General features: G+C 52.6%; 17 protein-coding genes. 9 read left to right on the top strand and 8 right to left on the bottom strand.

The window, feature by feature from the left end; all coding sequences use genetic code 11:
* Positions 1–6 precede the first annotated feature (6 nt).
* The 4 genes from H8S02_RS06925 to H8S02_RS06910 are packed head-to-tail and all read left to right on the top strand — an operon-like array spanning position 7 to position 3,733.
* Positions 7–1,068 (top strand): NAD(P)-dependent alcohol dehydrogenase, encoded by a 1,062-nt coding sequence (locus tag H8S02_RS06925; RefSeq protein WP_118722587.1) that lies wholly within the window; start codon positions 7–9, stop codon positions 1,066–1,068.
* A 39-nt stretch (positions 1,069–1,107) separates the two neighbouring features.
* Positions 1,108–2,511 carry an MFS transporter gene (locus H8S02_RS06920; protein ID WP_186969895.1) on the top strand — a complete coding sequence of 468 codons (1,404 nt, stop codon included), beginning with the start codon at positions 1,108–1,110 and terminating at the stop codon, positions 2,509–2,511.
* Positions 2,504–3,472, top strand: a complete 969-nt coding sequence (locus H8S02_RS06915) for a carbohydrate kinase family protein (protein ID WP_186969894.1) — start codon at positions 2,504–2,506, stop codon at positions 3,470–3,472. Before H8S02_RS06920 ends, H8S02_RS06915 begins: the two co-directional genes overlap by 8 nt.
* Before the next feature lie 18 nt (positions 3,473–3,490).
* Positions 3,491–3,733 (top strand): HPr family phosphocarrier protein, encoded by a 243-nt coding sequence (locus H8S02_RS06910; RefSeq protein WP_118722590.1) that lies wholly within the window; start codon positions 3,491–3,493, stop codon positions 3,731–3,733.
* Between the two features lie 223 nt (positions 3,734–3,956).
* On the opposite strand, the gene H8S02_RS06905 is transcribed toward H8S02_RS06910, so the two are convergent.
* The 6 genes from H8S02_RS06905 to H8S02_RS06880 form a co-directional block, all read right to left on the bottom strand.
* The gene (locus H8S02_RS06905; RefSeq protein ID WP_118685803.1) at positions 3,957–4,562 is read right to left on the bottom strand and encodes a recombinase family protein; all 606 of its coding nucleotides are present in this window, start codon (positions 4,560–4,562) and stop codon (positions 3,957–3,959) included.
* A gap of 230 nt (positions 4,563–4,792) precedes the next feature.
* Positions 4,793–5,347 (bottom strand): recombinase family protein, encoded by a 555-nt coding sequence (locus H8S02_RS06900; protein WP_186969893.1) that lies wholly within the window; start codon positions 5,345–5,347, stop codon positions 4,793–4,795.
* A gap of 147 nt (positions 5,348–5,494) precedes the next feature.
* Complete coding sequence (locus H8S02_RS06895) at positions 5,495–5,677, bottom strand: helix-turn-helix domain-containing protein (protein WP_186969892.1); 183 nt, start codon at positions 5,675–5,677, stop codon at positions 5,495–5,497.
* Between the two features lie 174 nt (positions 5,678–5,851).
* Positions 5,852–6,790, bottom strand: a complete 939-nt coding sequence (locus H8S02_RS06890; RefSeq protein WP_186969891.1) for a class II glutamine amidotransferase — start codon at positions 6,788–6,790, stop codon at positions 5,852–5,854.
* 1 nt (position 6,791) lies between these two features.
* Entirely contained in the window at positions 6,792–7,883 is a 1,092-nt protein-coding gene (locus H8S02_RS06885; protein ID WP_186969890.1) for an amidoligase family protein, read from the bottom strand.
* 30 nt (positions 7,884–7,913) lie between these two features.
* Positions 7,914–8,201 (bottom strand): DUF960 family protein, encoded by a 288-nt coding sequence (locus tag H8S02_RS06880; protein WP_186969889.1) that lies wholly within the window; start codon positions 8,199–8,201, stop codon positions 7,914–7,916.
* A gap of 97 nt (positions 8,202–8,298) precedes the next feature.
* Between H8S02_RS06880 and H8S02_RS06875 the strand changes: the two genes are divergently transcribed.
* Complete coding sequence (locus H8S02_RS06875; RefSeq protein WP_186969888.1) at positions 8,299–8,466, top strand: hypothetical protein; 168 nt, start codon at positions 8,299–8,301, stop codon at positions 8,464–8,466.
* A gap of 69 nt (positions 8,467–8,535) precedes the next feature.
* Here the strand turns inward: H8S02_RS06875 and H8S02_RS06870 are convergent, their stop codons facing one another.
* Together H8S02_RS06870 and H8S02_RS06865 are read right to left on the bottom strand one after the other, a co-directional pair.
* Positions 8,536–9,858: an ATP-binding protein gene (locus H8S02_RS06870; RefSeq protein ID WP_186969887.1), complete on the bottom strand. Its 1,323-nt coding sequence runs from the start codon at positions 9,856–9,858 to the stop codon at positions 8,536–8,538.
* A 117-nt stretch (positions 9,859–9,975) separates the two neighbouring features.
* Entirely contained in the window at positions 9,976–10,878 is a 903-nt protein-coding gene (locus H8S02_RS06865; protein ID WP_186969886.1) for a hypothetical protein, read from the bottom strand.
* Between the two features lie 453 nt (positions 10,879–11,331).
* Between H8S02_RS06865 and H8S02_RS06860 the strand changes: the two genes are divergently transcribed.
* The 4 genes from H8S02_RS06860 (at position 11,332) to H8S02_RS06845 (ending at position 18,553) form a co-directional block, all read left to right on the top strand.
* Positions 11,332–13,593 carry a hypothetical protein gene (locus H8S02_RS06860; RefSeq protein WP_186969885.1) on the top strand — a complete coding sequence of 754 codons (2,262 nt, stop codon included), beginning with the start codon at positions 11,332–11,334 and terminating at the stop codon, positions 13,591–13,593.
* Positions 13,594–13,811: 218 nt separating this feature from the next.
* A complete protein-coding gene (locus tag H8S02_RS06855; protein WP_186969884.1) occupies positions 13,812–15,386 on the top strand; it encodes an RNA-directed DNA polymerase in 1,575 nt (524 codons plus the stop codon).
* Between the two features lie 367 nt (positions 15,387–15,753).
* On the top strand, positions 15,754–17,361 hold the full coding sequence (locus H8S02_RS06850; RefSeq protein WP_186969883.1) for a hypothetical protein: 1,608 nt from the start codon (positions 15,754–15,756) through the stop codon (positions 17,359–17,361).
* On the top strand, positions 17,351–18,553 hold the full coding sequence (locus tag H8S02_RS06845) for a RecQ family ATP-dependent DNA helicase (protein WP_186969882.1): 1,203 nt from the start codon (positions 17,351–17,353) through the stop codon (positions 18,551–18,553). The genes H8S02_RS06850 and H8S02_RS06845 overlap by 11 nt, the downstream gene beginning before the upstream one ends.
* Positions 18,554–18,617: the final 64 nt, after the last annotated feature.

The following is an 18,617-nucleotide window of genomic DNA, read 5'->3' as shown; positions in this document are numbered from 1 at the left end:
ATTTTTATGGAAGGCAAAATGAAAGTAGCAGTCATGAACGGCATCGGCAAAATGGGTTACACCACGCGCGATATTCCGACGCCGAAGGACGATGAGGTGCTGGTAAAGCTCGAATATGTCGGCATCTGCGGCAGCGATATGCACTATTACGAAACCGGCGCCATCGGTCATTACGTGGTCGAGCCGCCATTCGTTCTGGGTCACGAGCCGGGCGGCACGGTCGTTGAGGTTGGCAAGAAGGTTACGCACCTCAAGGTCGGCGACCGCGTTGCGCTCGAACCGGGCAAGACCTGCGGCCACTGCAAATTCTGCCGCGAGGGCAAATACAACCTCTGTCCGGATGTTGTATTTTTCGCGACTCCCCCGGTGGACGGCGTTTTTCAGGAGTATGTCGCGCATGAAGCCGCGCTCTGCTTCAAGCTGCCGGACAACGTAAGCACGCTCGAAGGCGCGCTCATCGAGCCGCTCGCGGTCGGCTTCCACGCGGCCAATCAGGGCGGCGCGCACGCCGGTCAGACCGCCGTTGTCATGGGCGCGGGCTGCATCGGTCTGATGAGCATGATGGCGCTCAAGTCTGAGGGTGTTTCCCACGTTTACGTGGTGGACATCATGCAGGCGCGTCTGGACAAAGCGCTCGAGCTCGGCGCGGACGGCGTGATCAACGGCAAGGAGCAGAACGCCGTGCAGGCCGTTCTCGACCTGACCGACGGCTTCGGCTGCGATCTGGTCATCGAAACCGCAGGCACCGAGTTCACCACCCGTCAGGCCATCGAAATGGTGCACAAGGGCGCGACCATCGTTCTCGTCGGCTACTCCAAGTCGGGCGAAATGACGCTCCCCGTCAGCCTCGCACTTGACAAGGAGCTGACCTTCAAGACCGTGTTCCGCTACCGCCACATCTACCCCATGGCCATCGACGCGGTCGCCTCGGGCAAAATCAACCTCAAAGGCGTCGTGACCAACATTTTCGACTTTGACGACATCCAGAACGCGATGGACAAGAGCATCGCCGACAAGGCGAACATCGTCAAGGCGGTCGTGAAAATCGCGGACGAAACCCGGCTTTAATCCTCGGAACAGGGTAAAGAGAGAAAGGAGCTGCGCCGAATGAGCAGTACCACCGCACCGTCCCGGCAGCAAGACACCAATATCAAGGTTCCGCTGATCAGCAAGATCGCCTACGGCATGGGCGACGTCGGCTGCAATTTCAGCTGGATGTTTGTCGGCAATTTTCTGATGATTTTCTACACCGATGTCTGCGGCATCAGCATGGCGGCGGTTTCGCTGCTGATGCTGGTCTCCCGCTTCTGGGACGCGATAAACGACCCGGTCATCGGCTCGCTCAGCGACCGCACCCGCACCCGCTGGGGCCGCTACCGCCCGTGGCTGCTGATCGGCGCGCCGCTCACCGCCGTCGTTCTGGTGCTGACGTTCTGGGCGCATCCGGCGTGGCCGGACAGGGCGAAAAGCCTGTATATGTACATCACCTACTGCGTGCTGGTGCTCGGCTACACTTGCGTCAACATTCCCTACGGTACGCTGTGCGGCACGCTGACGCAGAACATCGAGGAGCGCGCGAAAATCAACACCTCCCGCTCGGTCTGCGCGATGATCGCCATCAACATCCTCAACATCATCACGCTTCCGCTCATCTCTCACTTCGGCGGCGACAACGCCGCGCACGGCTACCTGATGGTGACGGTGCTCTACGGCGGCATCTTTACGCTCTGCCACTGGTTCTGCTTCGCAAAGACGAAGGAGGTCGTGCAGCCTCCCCGACGCGAAAAGGTTTCGCTGAAAAAGCAGTTTCAGGCGGCGGCGCAGAACCGTCCGTATCTGATTGCGCTCGCCGGTCAGTTCCTGTTCGGCGTGACCCTTTACGGCCGCAACGCTGACCTGCTCTATTACTTCAAATACGTGGAGGGCAACGAAAACCTGTTCACGGTCTACTCTCTGATTTTAATTGTGCCGTCCATTCTCGGTGCGGCCGTGTTCCCCTTCGTGTTCGAAAAGCTCGGCAACAAGGGCCATACCGCCGCGCTGTTCTCCGCCGGAACCGGCGTTTCACTGATTGCCCTGTATTTCTTCAGCGCGGTATCCACCCCGGTGCCGTTCTACACGTTTGCCGCGCTCTCGCAGTTCTTCTTCTGCGGCTTCAACACCGCGATTTACGCCATCGTGCCCGACTGCGTGGAATACGGCGAGTGGAAAACCGGCGTGCGCAACGACGGCTTCCAGTACGCCTTTGTGTCGCTCGGCAACAAGCTCGGCATGGCCATCGGCACTTCGGCACTCGCCGGCATTCTGGGCGCTTTGCAGTTCGTCCCCAATCAGACGCAGAATGCCGCCGTGCAGACGAGCATGCACCTCGCCTTCTCGCTGATTCCCGGCGTGCTGTGGCTGTTAACGGCGGCCGTCCTGTTCTTCTATCGTATCAACAAGCGTTCGTATAACCGCATCATGACTGAACTGAACGCGAAAAAGCAGTTTGAGGTGATTAAAAATGATTGATGTTGCAGCTCTCGGTGAATGTCTAATCGACTTCACGCCGAACGGAGAAAACGCGCAGGGCATCGCGCTCTTTGCCCGCAACCCCGGCGGCGCACCGGCGAATGTTCTGGCGATGAACGCCCGGCTTGGCGGAAAGACCGCCTTCATCGGCAAGGTCGGCCGCGACGGCTTCGGGGATTTTCTGCGGCAGACGCTGCTCGACAGCGGAATTGACGTTTCCGGTCTGGCAGTCGATGAAAAGGTGCCCACGACGCTCGCTTTCGTCCAGCTCGACGCGAACGGCGACCGCTCGTTTACGTTCTACCGCAGCCCCGGCGCGGACATCATGCTGCGCGAGTCCGAGGTCGATACCGCGCTGCTCGACGACTGCGCCATCTTCCATTTCGGTTCGGTTTCCATGACCGCCGACCCCTGCCGCACGGCGACGCTCTCCGCGGCCCGCTATGCGCGGCAGAAGGGAAAACTCGTCAGCTTCGACCCGAACTACCGTCCGCTTCTCTGGGACGATACCGAAGAGGCGGTTCTCCGGATGAAGGAAGGCATCCGCCTCGCGGACATTCTCAAGGTTTCCGAGGAGGAAATGCAGCTCGTGACCGGCGAAAGCGACCCGGAACGCGGCTCGAAGGCGCTGCTCGATATGGGGCCGTCGCTCGTACTGGTGTCCATGGGCGCGAAGGGCGCTTACTGCCGCAACGCAGTGTGTGCCGGGGCGCTCCCGACCTTCGATGTGCCGACGGTGGACACCACCGGCGCAGGCGACGCCTTCATGGGCGCAATCCACTTCCTGCTGAAAGGCAAGACCGCCGAGGAGCTGCGCGCGCTCCCCGAGGATGCGCTCCGCGAAATCGTCCGCTTCGGCAACGCCGCCGGCAGTCTGACCACCACAAAGGGCGGCGCTATCCCCGCCATGCCCTCCATGGAAGAAATCCGCAGCTGTATCGCCTCCGCCCCTCTGCTCTGATGGAAAGGAATTCTGGATATGACTGAAGTAAAAATTCGTTTGCAGCAGACCGATCAGGTCAAAAAACTCGTCGATTTTCTCACTCCCTGCCCGTATGAGGTCAATCTGGTTTCCGGCCGCTACACGATCGACGCGAAGTCCCTGCTCGGCATTTACAGCCTCGACCTGAGCAATCCGCTGACGCTCGTCATCTACTCGGACGACTGCGACGGCCTGCTCCGGCAGCTCCGCGCGCTCCTCCCCGACTGCCTCGTTCCGTAAACCCGCTTCCTTCTCTCTCATTTCCGTATACCGCCCGGCTCGTTCTCTCTCCTGCATCAGAGCCGGGCGGGTTTTTGTTGCGAAAACGTTCTGCACGCGCTACAATAGAGGCAGAAAACCGCTCACGGAGAGCGAAAGGAGCCGCCTATGTCGAAATTATCCAACGTAAGAAGCCAGGCGCTGACCGACCGCGTCGAGGAGCGTCTATTTCAGTGTACTTTTATCAACAATCTGAATTTTCCTGTTCGACCCACTTCATGAAGGTTCGATGTGCGACACCCAGCTGACGCGCCGCAGCGCGTGCGGAAATGCGTCCTGCCCGCCATTCATCACGCAGATGCTCGTATTCTGCCGGGCGTTCCTTGGGTTTTCGACCAAACTTGACCCCTCTCGCCTTGGCGGCCGCGATACCCTCCGCCTGCCGCTGATGGATAAATTCCCGCTCGGTCTGGGCGACATAGGACAGCAGCTGCAAAACAATGTCCGAAATGAGTGTTCCGATCAAATCACGGCCCTTCCGCGTATCCAAAAGCGGCATATCGAGCACCACGATGTCCACCTGTTTCTCCTTGGTCAGCAGCCGCCACTGCTCCAACACCTCATCATAATTGCGACCCAGCCGGTCGATGCTCTTAATCACGAGAGTGTCGTTCGGCTTTAATTTTCTCAGCAGTCTGCGATAGCCCGGCCTTGCAAAGTCCTTGCCGGACTGCTTGTCGATGACCAGATTTTTCTCCGCGATGCCGAATTCCCGCATCGCGATCACCTGCCTGTCCTCGTTCTGGTCACGTGAGGACACGCGAATGTAGCCGTAGATTTGATTTTCCATTTGAAATTCCTCCATAAAAAGTTTGAGGCAGTACCGCGCGTGTGCAATGCAGTACTGCCTTTTGTTTTATTGTAGAGAAAATCCCCATTTTCGTCATTATTGACTTTTCAATGAATTCACATCAGCAGCCCGGTCATTTCTGTCTCTGCGCACGATCACCTTAGACACCCTGCTTAAAAGGCAGGAGCTCTATCCTGCTTCAGCGTATGCCGCACCGCACATGCAGCTTTCTACTTTTTAAGCCGCTTCACTCGCTCGTAAAATCTTGTCTTGCTCATCCCGAGCTGCTTCATCGCCTGCACGGCGGTGATTTCGCCCTTCTGCCACCGGGCTGCGATGCGTTCGAAGTCCGGATATACCTTCGGCGGACGGCCGCGGTACTTTCCCTGCTGTTTGGCGATGGCAATGCCCTCACGCTGACGCTGCAAAATGTACTCGCGTTCGAGCTCTGCCACCGCCGCAAACACGGTCAGCATAAACTTGCCGGTCGGCGTTGTCGTGTCAATGGCTTCCTTGCGGCTGACGAACTCTACCTGCTTTGCGGTCAGCTGTTCTACAAGGTCGAGCAGGTCGCGCGTATTTCTTGCAAAGCGGCTGATCGACTCAACGATGACCGTGTCGCCGCGCCGAACAAAGTTCATCATCCGGTTCAGCTCCGTCCGGTCCGCGTTTTTCCCGCTCGCCCTGTCGACGAACAGCTCGTCTACGCCGAGCTCGCGCAGCATAATTTCCTGCCGCGCCGTGTTCTGCTCCTCCGTGCTCACGCGCACATATCCGATTTTCATGATATGTCTCCCTCCAAAAAAGAAATTTCCCGTTTAAGCCGATGAAAATTTCGGAACGTTCCGAAACCTCAAAATCGACTTAAACGGGAGGATTTCCGCGTGTTCCGCATGGGTATGCCCAAACGGAACGGTTCATTTCTGTTGTTTTCAGTATTCGCTGCGCTCGATGAATTCGAGCATTTCTTTTCGCTGAACGCGCCAGCGGTTCCCGATGCGAAACGCCGGGATCTCGCCTTCGTGCAGAAGCCGCAGCATTGTGCCGCGGCTCACCTGCAAAATCTTCTGACACTCACGCAGCGTCAGCACATCGGGATATTTGTCCAGGTTCATGCGTATCCGCCTTTCTGTGTGGTTTATTGCATTGTTCCGCACAGAAAAGGCCAATCTGTTACTCGGACGCATCCTTGCCGCGCAGCACATGGACTGCCGCCGCCACCGCCGCGACAATCTTAATGCCGAACAGCAGCGTGTTCTTGATTACCTTCATCGGGTCACCTCCTCTCCTCAGTACGCATACAGCAGCTCGCCGGTCATCTCGTGAAAGAGTTCCGGGTCGTACAGCATTTCTTCGATTTCTTCCTCGGAGCAGCCGTAATCGAGAAGCGCCTGCACCTCGTCGGCGGTTACGCCGAATGCCTTCGCCACGCTGAACAGATCGTCATAACTGGTCGGCGTGTCCTCATAATAGCTGCGGTAGAACGGATATTTGCGCCACCAGTGCTCGTACGTCGTGTGCGGTGTGAAAGTCCCGGTAGTGATACGGCCGGTGTGAGAAATTTTCATGATCTCGCCCTCCTGCGGTTCGAGAATATCAGTGGGCGCTTTCAGTCGCAGCTTTTTGATTGTTTTGCAGAGAATTTCCTGTGTCGAGGCATAAATCAGAAAGCCATCGTAGAACATGACGCACAGTGGATTGTCCCCGATGACGAACCAGATGGAGTTGTCCTTATCCAGAACCGTAAAGACAAAGGAACCCTCGACCTTCTCAGCCATAGCTTGCAGGCTGTCAAAGTCGAGGGCTTTCTGCTGTTCAAGGAGCTGAACGGCAACATAGCTGTCCGTCTCAACACTCGTCATCGGCAGATTTTCTTCCATGCGTAACTCTTTGTCATTCCAGAGAACGCCATTGTGCGCGAGCGCAAAGCTGTTTCCGGCAACTTTGCCGAGAAACGGATGGTTGTTCTGGTTAAACTGCGCATTGCCCTGTGTCGTCATACGGGTATGTCCCATGACGGCATTCACGCCGTTCGAAATGTGGATTTTCATTTTTCGAGCGGGAAGGGGACGCTTGTAAATCCGCAGACGGTCATTGAAGTTATAGGCGATACCGGTTGCATCCGTACCGCGCACTTGACATTCACGCGCTAACGTATTCAGGATTTTGTTCTTCGTATGGGTGCTCAGGCACTCCTTAAAATCGATTAAACCAAACAAACTGCACATATTACTCCTCCTCCGAAGTGTTTACAGGTTCATTTACATAAAGCCGACGCTCTTTCAAATACTGGATAAGTGCGGGTTCGGTGATGTTGTCCAGAAAATCGAACCAGCTCATGTCCTGCACCTGACTGTCAGACATAGCAACAGCCACCTCGACGAGATGGTTGACCATCTGCAAGGTGGCTTTTAAGGTATTCAGCTTGAGCGTGCCGCGGAACATCCGGATTTCAACCGTGTCCGAGTTCGTAAGATTTACCGCCGTATAACGTCCGGCACAGGAATTCTTCGCGTGGTTCATCTGCTCGGACGGCGTAAGACGAATACCGTACCGCGCTGCCCAGCGGTTCATCTGGCTTTGTGTGCGGCGGCTGAACCGCAGCAGTTCGGCCCAGAATTTCTCGACGAAGTACAGCAGTCGGGCAATCGCGGCTTCCTGCTGCTCGTAGGTACAGCCGAACGCAAGGCGAGAGATGTGAACATGAAGTCCGCAAGTTCCGGCCGCGTGGCTCAAATAACCCATGCTCTGCGCTTTGCGAAGAACCTGCTCCCATGGCATTTCGTTCAGCTGATACTCGAGCGTCATCGGATGAGTGACAAGCTCCAAGCCCTCATCCAAACTGCCGTCCGTTTTGATGTACAGGTTTTCGGCGTCCTTATTGGCAATATCCAGCAGCTTCTGTGCGTTGCTGTTGACCGTGCCGCCGTCATCAATTTCAAGCTCAACGCCGAAATGACGCAGGCCCTTGCCATGAAACACGAGATCGGGCGTGTAGCTGTATTCGTGGATGACCTCGCAGTGTTCGCCCCAGCAGGACGCGCAGTAAGCGTTGTCGTCTCCGTCCCAGTATGCGCGGTCGCGATGAATAATGCGGCCACAATCATCGCAGCGCACGTAATACTCATCAAAGCAGTGATCGCAGAGTATGTGCGTGTCATCCTCGACAGCATTTTCCTCATAAATCCGTTCGTTGCAGTGGTCACAGATGACAGTCAATCGGTCGGCGCAGTCCTCGCAGAGCCAGTCTCCCTCTACTTCAAACATATCTTCAATCGGGTGCTCTGCACCGCAGTTTGCACAAATTCTCGTTTCCTTCATTGGTTGTTCCTCCATTTCGTTTGGTGAATGTTAATACTCTTCGGCAAGCAGCATGGTAGAATGCGTCAAATCGTCGATGACGAACACCTTCGCATCTACGGCATCGTCACAAGGTACATCGAGTTCATAACGATAGGGCGGCTGCTCCTGCTCGTGGACGATGTGCTGACCGGTTGGCGTTTTAGTTAAGGTAAACACCTGCAAATAGTCCTTATGTTCGGTTTTCATGCTAAAAACCATGCACCAGATAAGGTCTATCAGCCACGACGAGATCTCGTTCTGTACGCCGCTCGTCAGAAATTTCTGATTTTCAAACATAATTTTCTCCTTAAAATGCAAAATCCCACTGAAAGCATGACTCTCAGTGGGATCAGTTTTGCGCACGGACTTTTCCACAGCATTGTGGACAAAGCGTGTGATGATTGACTTGTCGTGTCTCTCTGCGGTACACCCGCTCACCGCAGCGGTCGCAGAGCGTCGTGAATTCCTCGGCGCAGGCATGACAAAGCGCATCCCCGCCGAGAAGGATGCGCTGATCGATCGGCTTGCTCTTGCCGCAGCAGGAGCAGATAAAATGGTTTAGCGGCATTGTTTTCCCTCCTTTTCGTTATATATAAGTATAATATATCAACGAAAAAGGAGCTGATACGGTTTATTGATTTTCAAGCAGCCACTCTATCAAATCGATGGATTTAATGCCGTCATAGGACGTTTCCAGTCCCGGATGCAGCGAAAGCACGATTTTCTCATAGTTATCTGCAATCCCCTGCAACGGCGCCAGTTCACGTGCGCGAACCGTTTCGCTCTCCATCGACTCGGTTACCTGCACGTATATTTTTTCATCAGCTTTGGCTGCAATAAAATCAATTTCCGCGTTGCCGACCTTGCCGATTGCGACATCATAGCCGCGGCGCAGCAATTCGAAATATACAACATTTTCAATCGCATGTCCGCTGTCGCGGTTGCGGAATCCAAGCAGGTAATTCCGCAGGCCGATGTCCACGATATAATATTTACCCAGTGTGCGCAGGAACTCCCTGCCTTTGATGTCAAATCGTTTGATTTCATAGAAAAAATAGGACTCCAGCAGCGCATTGACATAGGCCTGAACCGTGTGTGCACTTGGCTTGCCCCGGCGGCCGCTGTCATCGAGCAGCCCTTCACTGACCAGTGTGTTGCCGATGGAAGAGATTGAAACCGAACTGCCAATGTTATCCGCCAGAAACAGGACGATTTTCTTGAGCAGCACAGCATCTGTAAGCTGGCGCTGCCCTCTGCGCTTTTCCCGTTCGAGAATGTCACGAACAATAACCGTCGAATAGATGCCTTCCAGAAGAGTCAGCGCCTTATCCTGTTCCATGCCGACGTCGGCAATACCGGGCATACCGCCAAAACGCATGTACGCGTCAAAAATCTCACGCAGTTCGTATTGCGTACCATCTTGATCGACCGCTTTCTTCTTTTGGCCGCCAAGTGCGCTCTTGACCGTCTTAATCGTAAAGCCGTAAAAATCAACGAACTCCGCAAAGGACAGCGGCAGCATCTTGATTTCCACACATCGTCCGGATAGATAGGTCGAATACTCAGAGGAAAGCAGATAGGCATTCGAGCCGGTAATATAAATATCGCAGTCGAAATCCACGCGGAACGAGTTGACGGCGTTTTCCCAGCCGTCCATGCGCTGAAGTTCGTCAAAAAACAGGTATATCCGCCTGTCCGGAAGCACGCGTTCCTTGACATAGCGATACAGCTCGTCCGCTGTCATCTTCAGAAACTCGTAGGATTCAAAGTTCATTTCAATGATCTGCTCATCCGAAACTCCATTTCCGCGCAGATGCGCCGCCATCAACTTGAGCAGACTGGACTTTCCGCACCGGCGGATACCGGTTACCACTTTGATGGGCTCGGTGTCCTGAAATGCAATGAGCTTATTCAGGTAAAGGTCTCTTTTTCTGAGGGTATGTGAACGGATCATGCGGCATCACTCCTTTGCATCATCATAGCACAAACTTTTTATTTTATCAAGTTTATGCTGTTCACAGCATAAATTATTCTCATTTACTTCCATTTCTCTGTTCTGTCCCTCAGGCTTTCATGTCTCGAGCTCGAATACCTCCTGCAAGCTCGGGAGGGACTGCCGCTTCCAGTCCCGGCCGATCGTGACCGGATTGATACCGCTTTCGCGCTGAAACTGCATCAGCGCGGCACGCTGCGAAAAAGAAAGACCTTCGCAGAGCTTTCGCCGTGCCTTGCAGGCGCTGTTCATACGCGAGGTTTCCTCGATCCATTTCAAAAGCCGCTCGCGCTGTTTTGATTGCGCAGCCCGATCGAGCCGCTTTCGCGCCGCCGGAAGCGAATAATAAGTACCCTCCGGAAAGCAGCTGCACATTGCTCTGCGCAGGACAGATGGCGAAGCTGACAGTAAATCGTACAGTTTTTCCTTAGAATAATGCAGATCGTGCATTCCGATGTACGTTTTCAGCATCGGCGCACCGTATTTCGCCTCGAACCGCAGCAGTCTCTGCGCATCCTGTATATCCCTCAGTTCTGCATTGCGGTCATCCTTCAGCTGGTCTGCCTTAGAATACAGCGTGACGGCATAATCCTCTCGATTGTGCGTCAAATCAAAGGAATACGCATATTTTATCGGTTTATTCCGCTTTTTATTATCAAACCGCGGATAAGTCTCTTGATAGCCGTTCGGCACGCCGCTCTTTCTTGCCAGAGCGATATATGCGAGCGGGTCATCCACCTTCGCGTTCGCGCTGAAGTCCACGCGCGAAAATTCAAATTTTTCCGCTCCACCCAGTCCTGCGTCCCGCAAAATCTCCCGCAGATTGCGGTCGAATATGCCCAGATAGTTTTTGTCCGGGCAGAACAGTACAACCCTCTGCGGCTCTGCATAGAGCACAGAGTTTAAGTTGATCGTCAGTTTAATAAAGCCGCAATTCACAGCGGCACGCAAATTGATCGTCACGCCCTTCTGCGCATACATATAAAATTCCTGTTCGTCTTTTGATTTCGAATAAACTCCTGTCCCATATCGATCAGACAGCTCATACAGCCGCCCTCTCCAGCGGCTCACTTCTCCCAGCGGAATTTTCCGCTGCAATTCTAACGTGTGTATCGTATGATAAACGCCCATCGCGCACGCCTCCACAATATAAATTATCATATTGTTATAAGCAGATACTATTTTATACGAACAGAACATTACAGTAATATATGATTATAAACCATATCATACATAAAATGATCAATACATACTATCCTGTATATTTATCATCTATCTAAAGATTGATATTATCTTATATATCCATTATCTTTTATCTCTATAACCGGAGGGATTGTATATTATATATAGAAGCATATTGGCAATTATTGTTCTGCGGTATTATAATAATACTAAACTAAGATTACGCATCTCCATCAGGAAGGAGGCATTTCCGTGCCGTCTGCGAAATTTACAGAGTCCGAGGTTCTCGAACCGTCCGAGTCGTTTCGCGAAAGGAAGAAGATCAGCGAGATCGAAGCCGATCTGCGCGCTTATTTCGCGTGGGAGAAAGGCAAACCGCTGCCGGGCTGGATTTATGATAAGCTAAAGAAGTATCCGCTGCTCACGGAACATACGATAAAGTTCCTGCACTGGCTCCGCTCTCAGCCAGCGACCAACAAATGCAAAGCTAAAACGTGCAGCTTGTATGACATTATGATCGACTGCATGATTACCGATATCATCATGTCAGTACTGAGCGAATACGAAAAGCAGTACCGTATCAAAGAATGCAGGCATCTCCCGCATCCGGCCAGCAGTGCATCCGCCCCTTCTATCCCAGACGCATCCTATCTCTCCTTGCTGTTCCCTGAACTGCCGAGGCACAGCATAAAAATGTCTAATCTGCGGCGTGAGCCTTTACATATCTATTATAAGGATGCCAAGGATGGATCTTTGCTTCCCCGCACGCTCGACACTGAGTTTATGCAGGCAATCACCGTGCTGTATCATCGCTATGTACGGACGCCGGATATGCGTTATTTGCTGCGGCCTGCCGCTTTTCTTCCACTGATGGACGGGCACCCTTATTTTATGTATTCCGTTGAAAAATACTGGGGCTATTATCAGACCTGCTGCAAACGAACCGCCGATACCGTTTCGACATTTGAACGGCTTCGCGAGGCACTCCTGGATTCTTATGAGTGCTTTCCTGCCGCTGCTCCGGAAGAAATACCCGATACGCTTACAGACGCAGATACCTCCTATTTCGTTCATCTCATCAAGATCATACGGCTGCTGAAGGAATGGATTGACTTTTTCGAAGATCGATACTACAGTTTTTCCCTTACGGGCAGTAATTTCGATAATCCTCTGCTCAGTTACTTTAATTACTGGCCGGAGGACCTTCCTCTCGATGTTGACACGCTTATTTACAGCTGCTTTGCCGAGCCGGAGTTCGCACGAAATCCCAATCTTCTTGCGCTGCAGCGTCTGCGCGAGCTGATCAACGCGCCGGATGCCGAACAGAATCTTTCCTACACACTGAACGAGTGTAAAAGCCATCTGAGCAATCATCTGAAAGAATTGCAGGAGGCCTTGACGCAGGCAAAGGAGAGCGGCAGCTATGCGCCGATTTATCAAAATCTGAGCGGTTTGTTCTCGCCGTCCAAATCACTAAAGGCGCCGACTTCCCTTCTTGTTCCACTCGGACAGAAGAAAATCCGTGAATTCGGTATCTTTCACATCAAAAAGCCGTTTGATTTTCCTGTGATGAATGACTATTTTCTTGCAGTATCTGATTTTGCAGAACAGGTCTTGAAGTACTGGTCCACACAGCCCGGCACATCCGCCTTCTGGTTTGAGCGTGAAGCACAGGCGGAGGATCATATACAGGAGCTTGCTGACATGCATGAAACTGCGGATACCTACGACCGAGAAAACCCATTTGACGGCTGGTATGATCAACCCGTAACGCCGCAGCCACTGCTGTTCGAGCCGAACGATTTCGTTTCCGGGCCCTGCACAAGGATGTTCTTCACCCTACTGCACAGGCAGATTTTCCCCTTCTGCTTGATTAGAAAATATGGTGAGGACCCTGATGACCCTGCCGATAAGGATCGCTGTATCACGGATTACTACCTTGGCTCTTGCGCAGCCGCGCGCATCTTAGAGCAATTGCAAAAGGATCTTGTCTCGGTCAATCCCGATGACATCTACTGCCGCACCACATATAAGATTGCTGAGGAGGAAAATCAGCAGGCAGAACAGCTCTGGCTATGGGCGCAGCATTTTCTGCGTACAAACCAGATTGATATTAATCGGCTGGAGCCGAGTGAAATTCAAGTTCAAACTCTGTTTCTCGATGTCACCGGCAGTAATTTTCCGCTTCTGTATCAAACGATGGAGTGGCTTTATCCACGCAACGAACTGGATGCACTGCTTGCAGAGGAAATCGAAAAATGTGGACAGGATTTCCTCGATCCTTTTCTTTCTCTTCAGATTTCCAAGTATAATCAGTCTCACAATCCAGACCCTTTGCTTGAATATGCCCAGATATTGAATCAAGCTGGCTCGCAATACTGGGAGTTTATTGTCAAAAACCAATCTTCTTTTGTCCCCGAGAACGCTTCTAAATTCTTTGACAAATACCTGAAGTTTCTCCGTTCGCGTGGTGTCGTGTCATCCTCTATCCGCGCTCTCCATGACGAAAAATAGGCTTCTCGGCTTTTCGCATCCCGCCTCAGCAATACAGTACCGCCTAATGATCGCCATATGATCATTTTTATCTGAACATCAAAACTCTCTTCTATATACCAAACAGCCAGACATGATCGTTTTCATTTCTCTCTAGTGTGATATAATAGGATATGTTCTGATATTATCCTAATCTGGTTTTCATAGACAAACTACAAAGAGCTGGAGGTAAATACATTATGGAAAAAAAGTACACAGATTTTATGGATGAAATATCTTCTGATGAACTCTATGAAGGCCTCCTTGCATACGGTCTCTTTGCTGAAAAGCTTCCACCATTATTTACTTCCGTTTCTTTCTTTCATTACTGCAAAACAGTATCTGCTCCATTTGCAGCAGTGTGGAATGACTACATAACCTTTCGAGTAATGCGTAATATCAGCATACCTCGACTTATGGGGATTCCAAATCCTTTTAAATACCAAGAATTGTGTTCTTTGCTTCGAGATAACTGGAATGAACTACGTACTCATTTCCATGCACAGACAGATGGGCAGAGTTATCGTGTCAGCCGAATTCATATTCGCAAAAAGCATAATGAGAAACGTATCTTTGAGATGAATTATTCAAACTGGCGAACAGATGGCAACCCAGAGTTAGATCTGCTGATGCATGACCAGAGAACGAGCCGTTTCATTGCACAAGCCGATATCTCCACATGCTTTCCCAGCATCTATACGCATTCCATTCCGTGGGCTTTAGTAGGGAAAAAACGGGCAAAGAAAACAAGCCGTGATGACTCTTGCTGGTACAACAAGATTGATCAAGCATGTTCAGCTATGCGCAATGGCGAAACACACGGTTTACTTATCGGACCACATACCTCAAATTTGCTTTCAGAGATTATTTTGACTGTAGTCGATAAGAAGCTTTATGATAAGGGCTATCGTTATACTCGAAATATAGACGATTATGATTGCTATGTTGGCAGCCATGATGAAGCACAGCGATTTCTGCAAGATCTCGAACAAGCTCTTCGTGAATTTGATTTGCCGCTAAATCACAGGAAAACAAAGATTATCGAACTTCCTATTGGGATAGAGAAGAACTGGAAGCACCAACTGAGTGATTTGCCCAAAATTGGTACGTCAGGAATGGTGGAATACCCGCAAGTCAACACGTTTATTGACACGGCATTATCGCTGGCAACGGAAACGGGGGACTTCGCAATTATCAATTATGCCATCAAAAAACTGAAAGGAGCACAGCTTTCTGATAATGGAAAGAAGCTTGCGGCAAAGAGGTTCATGCATATGGCTGCACTTTATCCGTACCTTCTGCATTTAATGGAAGAGTATGTGTTCACACCATATGAAGTCAATACAAGCGATATCAAATCTCTGTCAGAGATAATATATTACGATGCTGTCAAACTAAATAATTATGAAAGCCTGTGTTATGCAATTTATTTTGCAATTCGATTTGACTTCACGCTTGAAAAGTTTGAAAACGATTATCATAATGCGCTGGACTATGTAATCAAAAGCGGTGATTGCCTGCTGCTGACTACGACCTGGGTTTACTTCATGAAGCAAAATCACTGGAATAGAAGAGCCTCACGAGTAAAACCTCTTCATGAAGCAGCCAAAAACCTGAAAAATACAGACATGGATCGTTACTGGTTGTTCTGTTATGAAGCTTTATCCCAAGGTAATTTATCCGACCGGTGGAAAGCAATGAAGAAAGCCGGAGTCAGTTTTATCCGAAAGGAAATAATAGATGGCACCACTACAGCCAATACTGATATAGAATAAATAACACGCATCATAGATGATATCCGACGTATCCCCATGAACACTAAATCGCAAAGTCTCAAATGAGGAGATGAAACCAGTTAAGACAAATTGAGCAGCATTTCCGCTCCGACCATTGAAGGTCGGAGCGTTTTTTTGCGCTCGATCAAATTTATTTTTAACCACCCCGTGAGCGAGCCCCCTCGGCACTTTTGGACACAGACGCGATTTACGCGGTTCTGCCTCGATTTGTGTCATTTTTACCGTCATTCTGTTCATTTCACCCCGTGAGCAGGGTTCCGTGCGCATCATTTTCTTGTCTGCTACAATGTATTCATCGAGACGAAAAAGTTTCGAAAACCCGTTTTTTACGAAAGGAAGACAAAAAATGAACGAAATTCTCTACCGCAAACTCGCTGCGACCGCCACTGCGCCGGTGGTCCGTCTTGACTCGAAGTGGATCGCGGACGGCAGCTGGCCGAAGCATCTGCGCAGGCGCGCCAACGCGAGCGTCAGCTTTCTTCTCACGAAACACGGTTCTGTGATGTTCGACGACCTCACCGTCGGGTTCCTCGCCGAGCGGACCGACACCATGACCGTCAGCGGGCCCGACGGCTGCGAGCGCTGGGCGATGATCGCAATTCGCTATCCCGACATGCGCTACCGCTTTGCCGTTCGCTGCACGGCGTGGGAAAAGCATCCGCCGCTCCCGGGCCTCGGCCTCACCGACCGCGAAGTCGAGCTGGTATACATCATGTGCGACGAGCTGTCGCGTCGCAAGGCGTATGCCGATGATGTATTCGATGTCTCAGACGAGCTTTTCGACAACATCGACGATAACGTGCAAATCGCGCAGGAGTTGGGCGATTTCGATGAACAGCGGTTCCTTGCGCTGCTCAAAAATGACCCGCTCGCGCTTCCGGTCCTCGAGGCTGCACTCCTCTCCGCGGTCTGGACCGCTCCTGACATGGAGTATCTTCCGGCGTTCCTCCTTAACTTTATGCTGCCGAACGCGCAGTCTGCGACCGTTCGCGAGGGCGTCGACGAACATTTTCATGCGGTAGACCTGCTCCGCTCGCCGAATGCACCGTTCGAGCGCGTGTTCACCTTCCGCTTCGAGAACGCTTCCCTGCCGGTCTATCCGCTGTCGGCAGCCGGCCGCATGATCGTTCTCGAGCCGATCGGCGACCCGGCGCGCAAGGCACTCATGGACGCGCTGACTGAGGTATCGCACATCCGCCACAACATCGGCGAAGCGGCAGACCGTCCGCTTCCGGCGTTCCCCGTCACGATGATAACGCGAGATTTTCCTTCGCACCTCGCGCACAACGTGAAGGTGCCGGAGAACGTGCACACGCTCACCGATGCGGAAGCCGATTTGCTCCGCCTCGCCGCCGCGAAACTGCTGCGGCATGTTCCGACGGTTGTGTCGGACCTGAACGATGCGCTGTCCGACTTGAGCGCACGCCCCAGCGCCTACCGCTATAAAGCGCCCGAACGCTGGATTTCTCTCGTGCTGCTCTACATCCGGAAGGCGCTCCTCACCCGTAAGGACTGCCGTGAAGCCTTTGACCAGCTCACAGCTCGTATGATGCGTGAGCAGCGCGAAGCACAGGTGCAGCGCACCTTGACTATCGATAACTGCGTTGCCTTTGTGCTCGACCCGGAACGTTACAAGGATGCCATCTCGCCGCGTCCGAAGACTCTCGAGCAGCTCGAAAAAACCGTGGCGTTCCCGTATACGAGCCACGGCGTTCCCATGCTCGTCTACAACACGGCGCAGTTCGAACGGCTGCTCCAGCGCGCCGGTGTCGGCTCCGAACTCGCCCCGAATGTCGTGCAGGAACTCAAAGAACGTTCAATCTTTGAGCGCGAGAACATTAAAATTAACACTGATGGCACCTCGCGGCGCTATTATGCGATACCCGCGAAAATGTTCAAGAATTCCGTCATTCCGGCTATTCCGGCGGGTCAGGAGGAAGATAATGATGTATAATTATAATGTATACACCGCCATGCATCAGCTTGGCGTGACCCGGCTTCGCACAGAACAGAGCAAGGTTCTCTCCTGCATTCTCCAGAACCGCGACGTTCTCGTGCGCCTCTGCACCGGCGGCGGCAAATCGCTCCTTTTCCAGCTCCCGGCTCTCCTCGACGAGCCGGGACAGCTGACCCTCGTTTTTTCTCCCCTGCTCGCCCTGCAGGAGGACCAGGTCTCCGCGTTGAAGAAGAAGGGCGTTCGCGCCGCCCTCCTCAACTCGAGCCTCAGCAAGCACCGCCACGCAGCGACTTTGCGCGACTTCGTGCAGAACGGCGGCCTGCTGTACCTTGCCCCCGAGCAGCTTCGCAATCGCAAGGTTTTCGAGGCGCTTGCCTCCGCGCATGTGCGCCGCGTTGTCGTGGACGAGGTGCACATCCTGCCGCAGGTCGACCGCGGTTTTCGCCCGGCTTACGCCGAAATTGGCGCGTTCATCAAGTCGCTTCGCATACCGCCGCAAATCCTTGCGTTCACGGCAACGGCGACCGCTTCAGACTTCAGCTATATCGCACGAAGCCTGCATATGGATGAACCGAAACGCTTTCTCTTCTCTGTAAAACGTTCGAATATTAAGCTTTCCATCAAGGAATTCAACGTTCGCGGCAAAGACAATGTGAAGCGCCGCAAGCGCACGCAGCGGCTCAAAATGCTTGACGCTGTGCTCCGGCAGCACCAGCCCAGGAACGGCGCGACCATCGTCTACTGCCCGACGGTCAACGATGTCAAGCGCACGACGAAATACCTGCGCGGGGAGAAATATTCGGCGAAAGCGTACTACAGCGAGCTCCCAAAGGGCAGAAAAAAGCGTGTGCACCGTTATTTCCTCACGAAAAAGCGTCCGATCGTCGTTGCGACGAACGCATTCGGTCTCGGCATCGACCGCCCGGATGTCCGACTCGTCGTGCACGCCGGTCTGCCGCTCGGCATCGATGCCTACGCACAGGAAATCGGTCGCGCAGGCCGCGACGGCAAAAAGGCGCGCGCCGTTCTGCTTTACACCCCAACGGACTTCGCAGACGCCAGCCGTATCATTCGTCAGAACAACAATGACACAACCGACTATCGCGGCGAAAAGCGCCTTGACGCGCTCAAAAAGGTCATCGCCGAGCCGAAAAAGGCATGGAAGGGCATCGCGAAGTACTTCGGTTGAGCGTATCAACCGCGCATCTCATTGATATACTATATCTGTATATATATGGTATTCACCCGTATGA

Source organism: Agathobaculum hominis, from assembly GCF_014288055.1.
Taxonomy (GTDB): Bacteria; Bacillota; Clostridia; order Oscillospirales; family Butyricicoccaceae; genus Agathobaculum; species Agathobaculum hominis.
The sequence above is the reverse complement of the archived record's forward strand: the minus strand, read 5'-3'. Positions and strand labels throughout refer to the sequence as shown.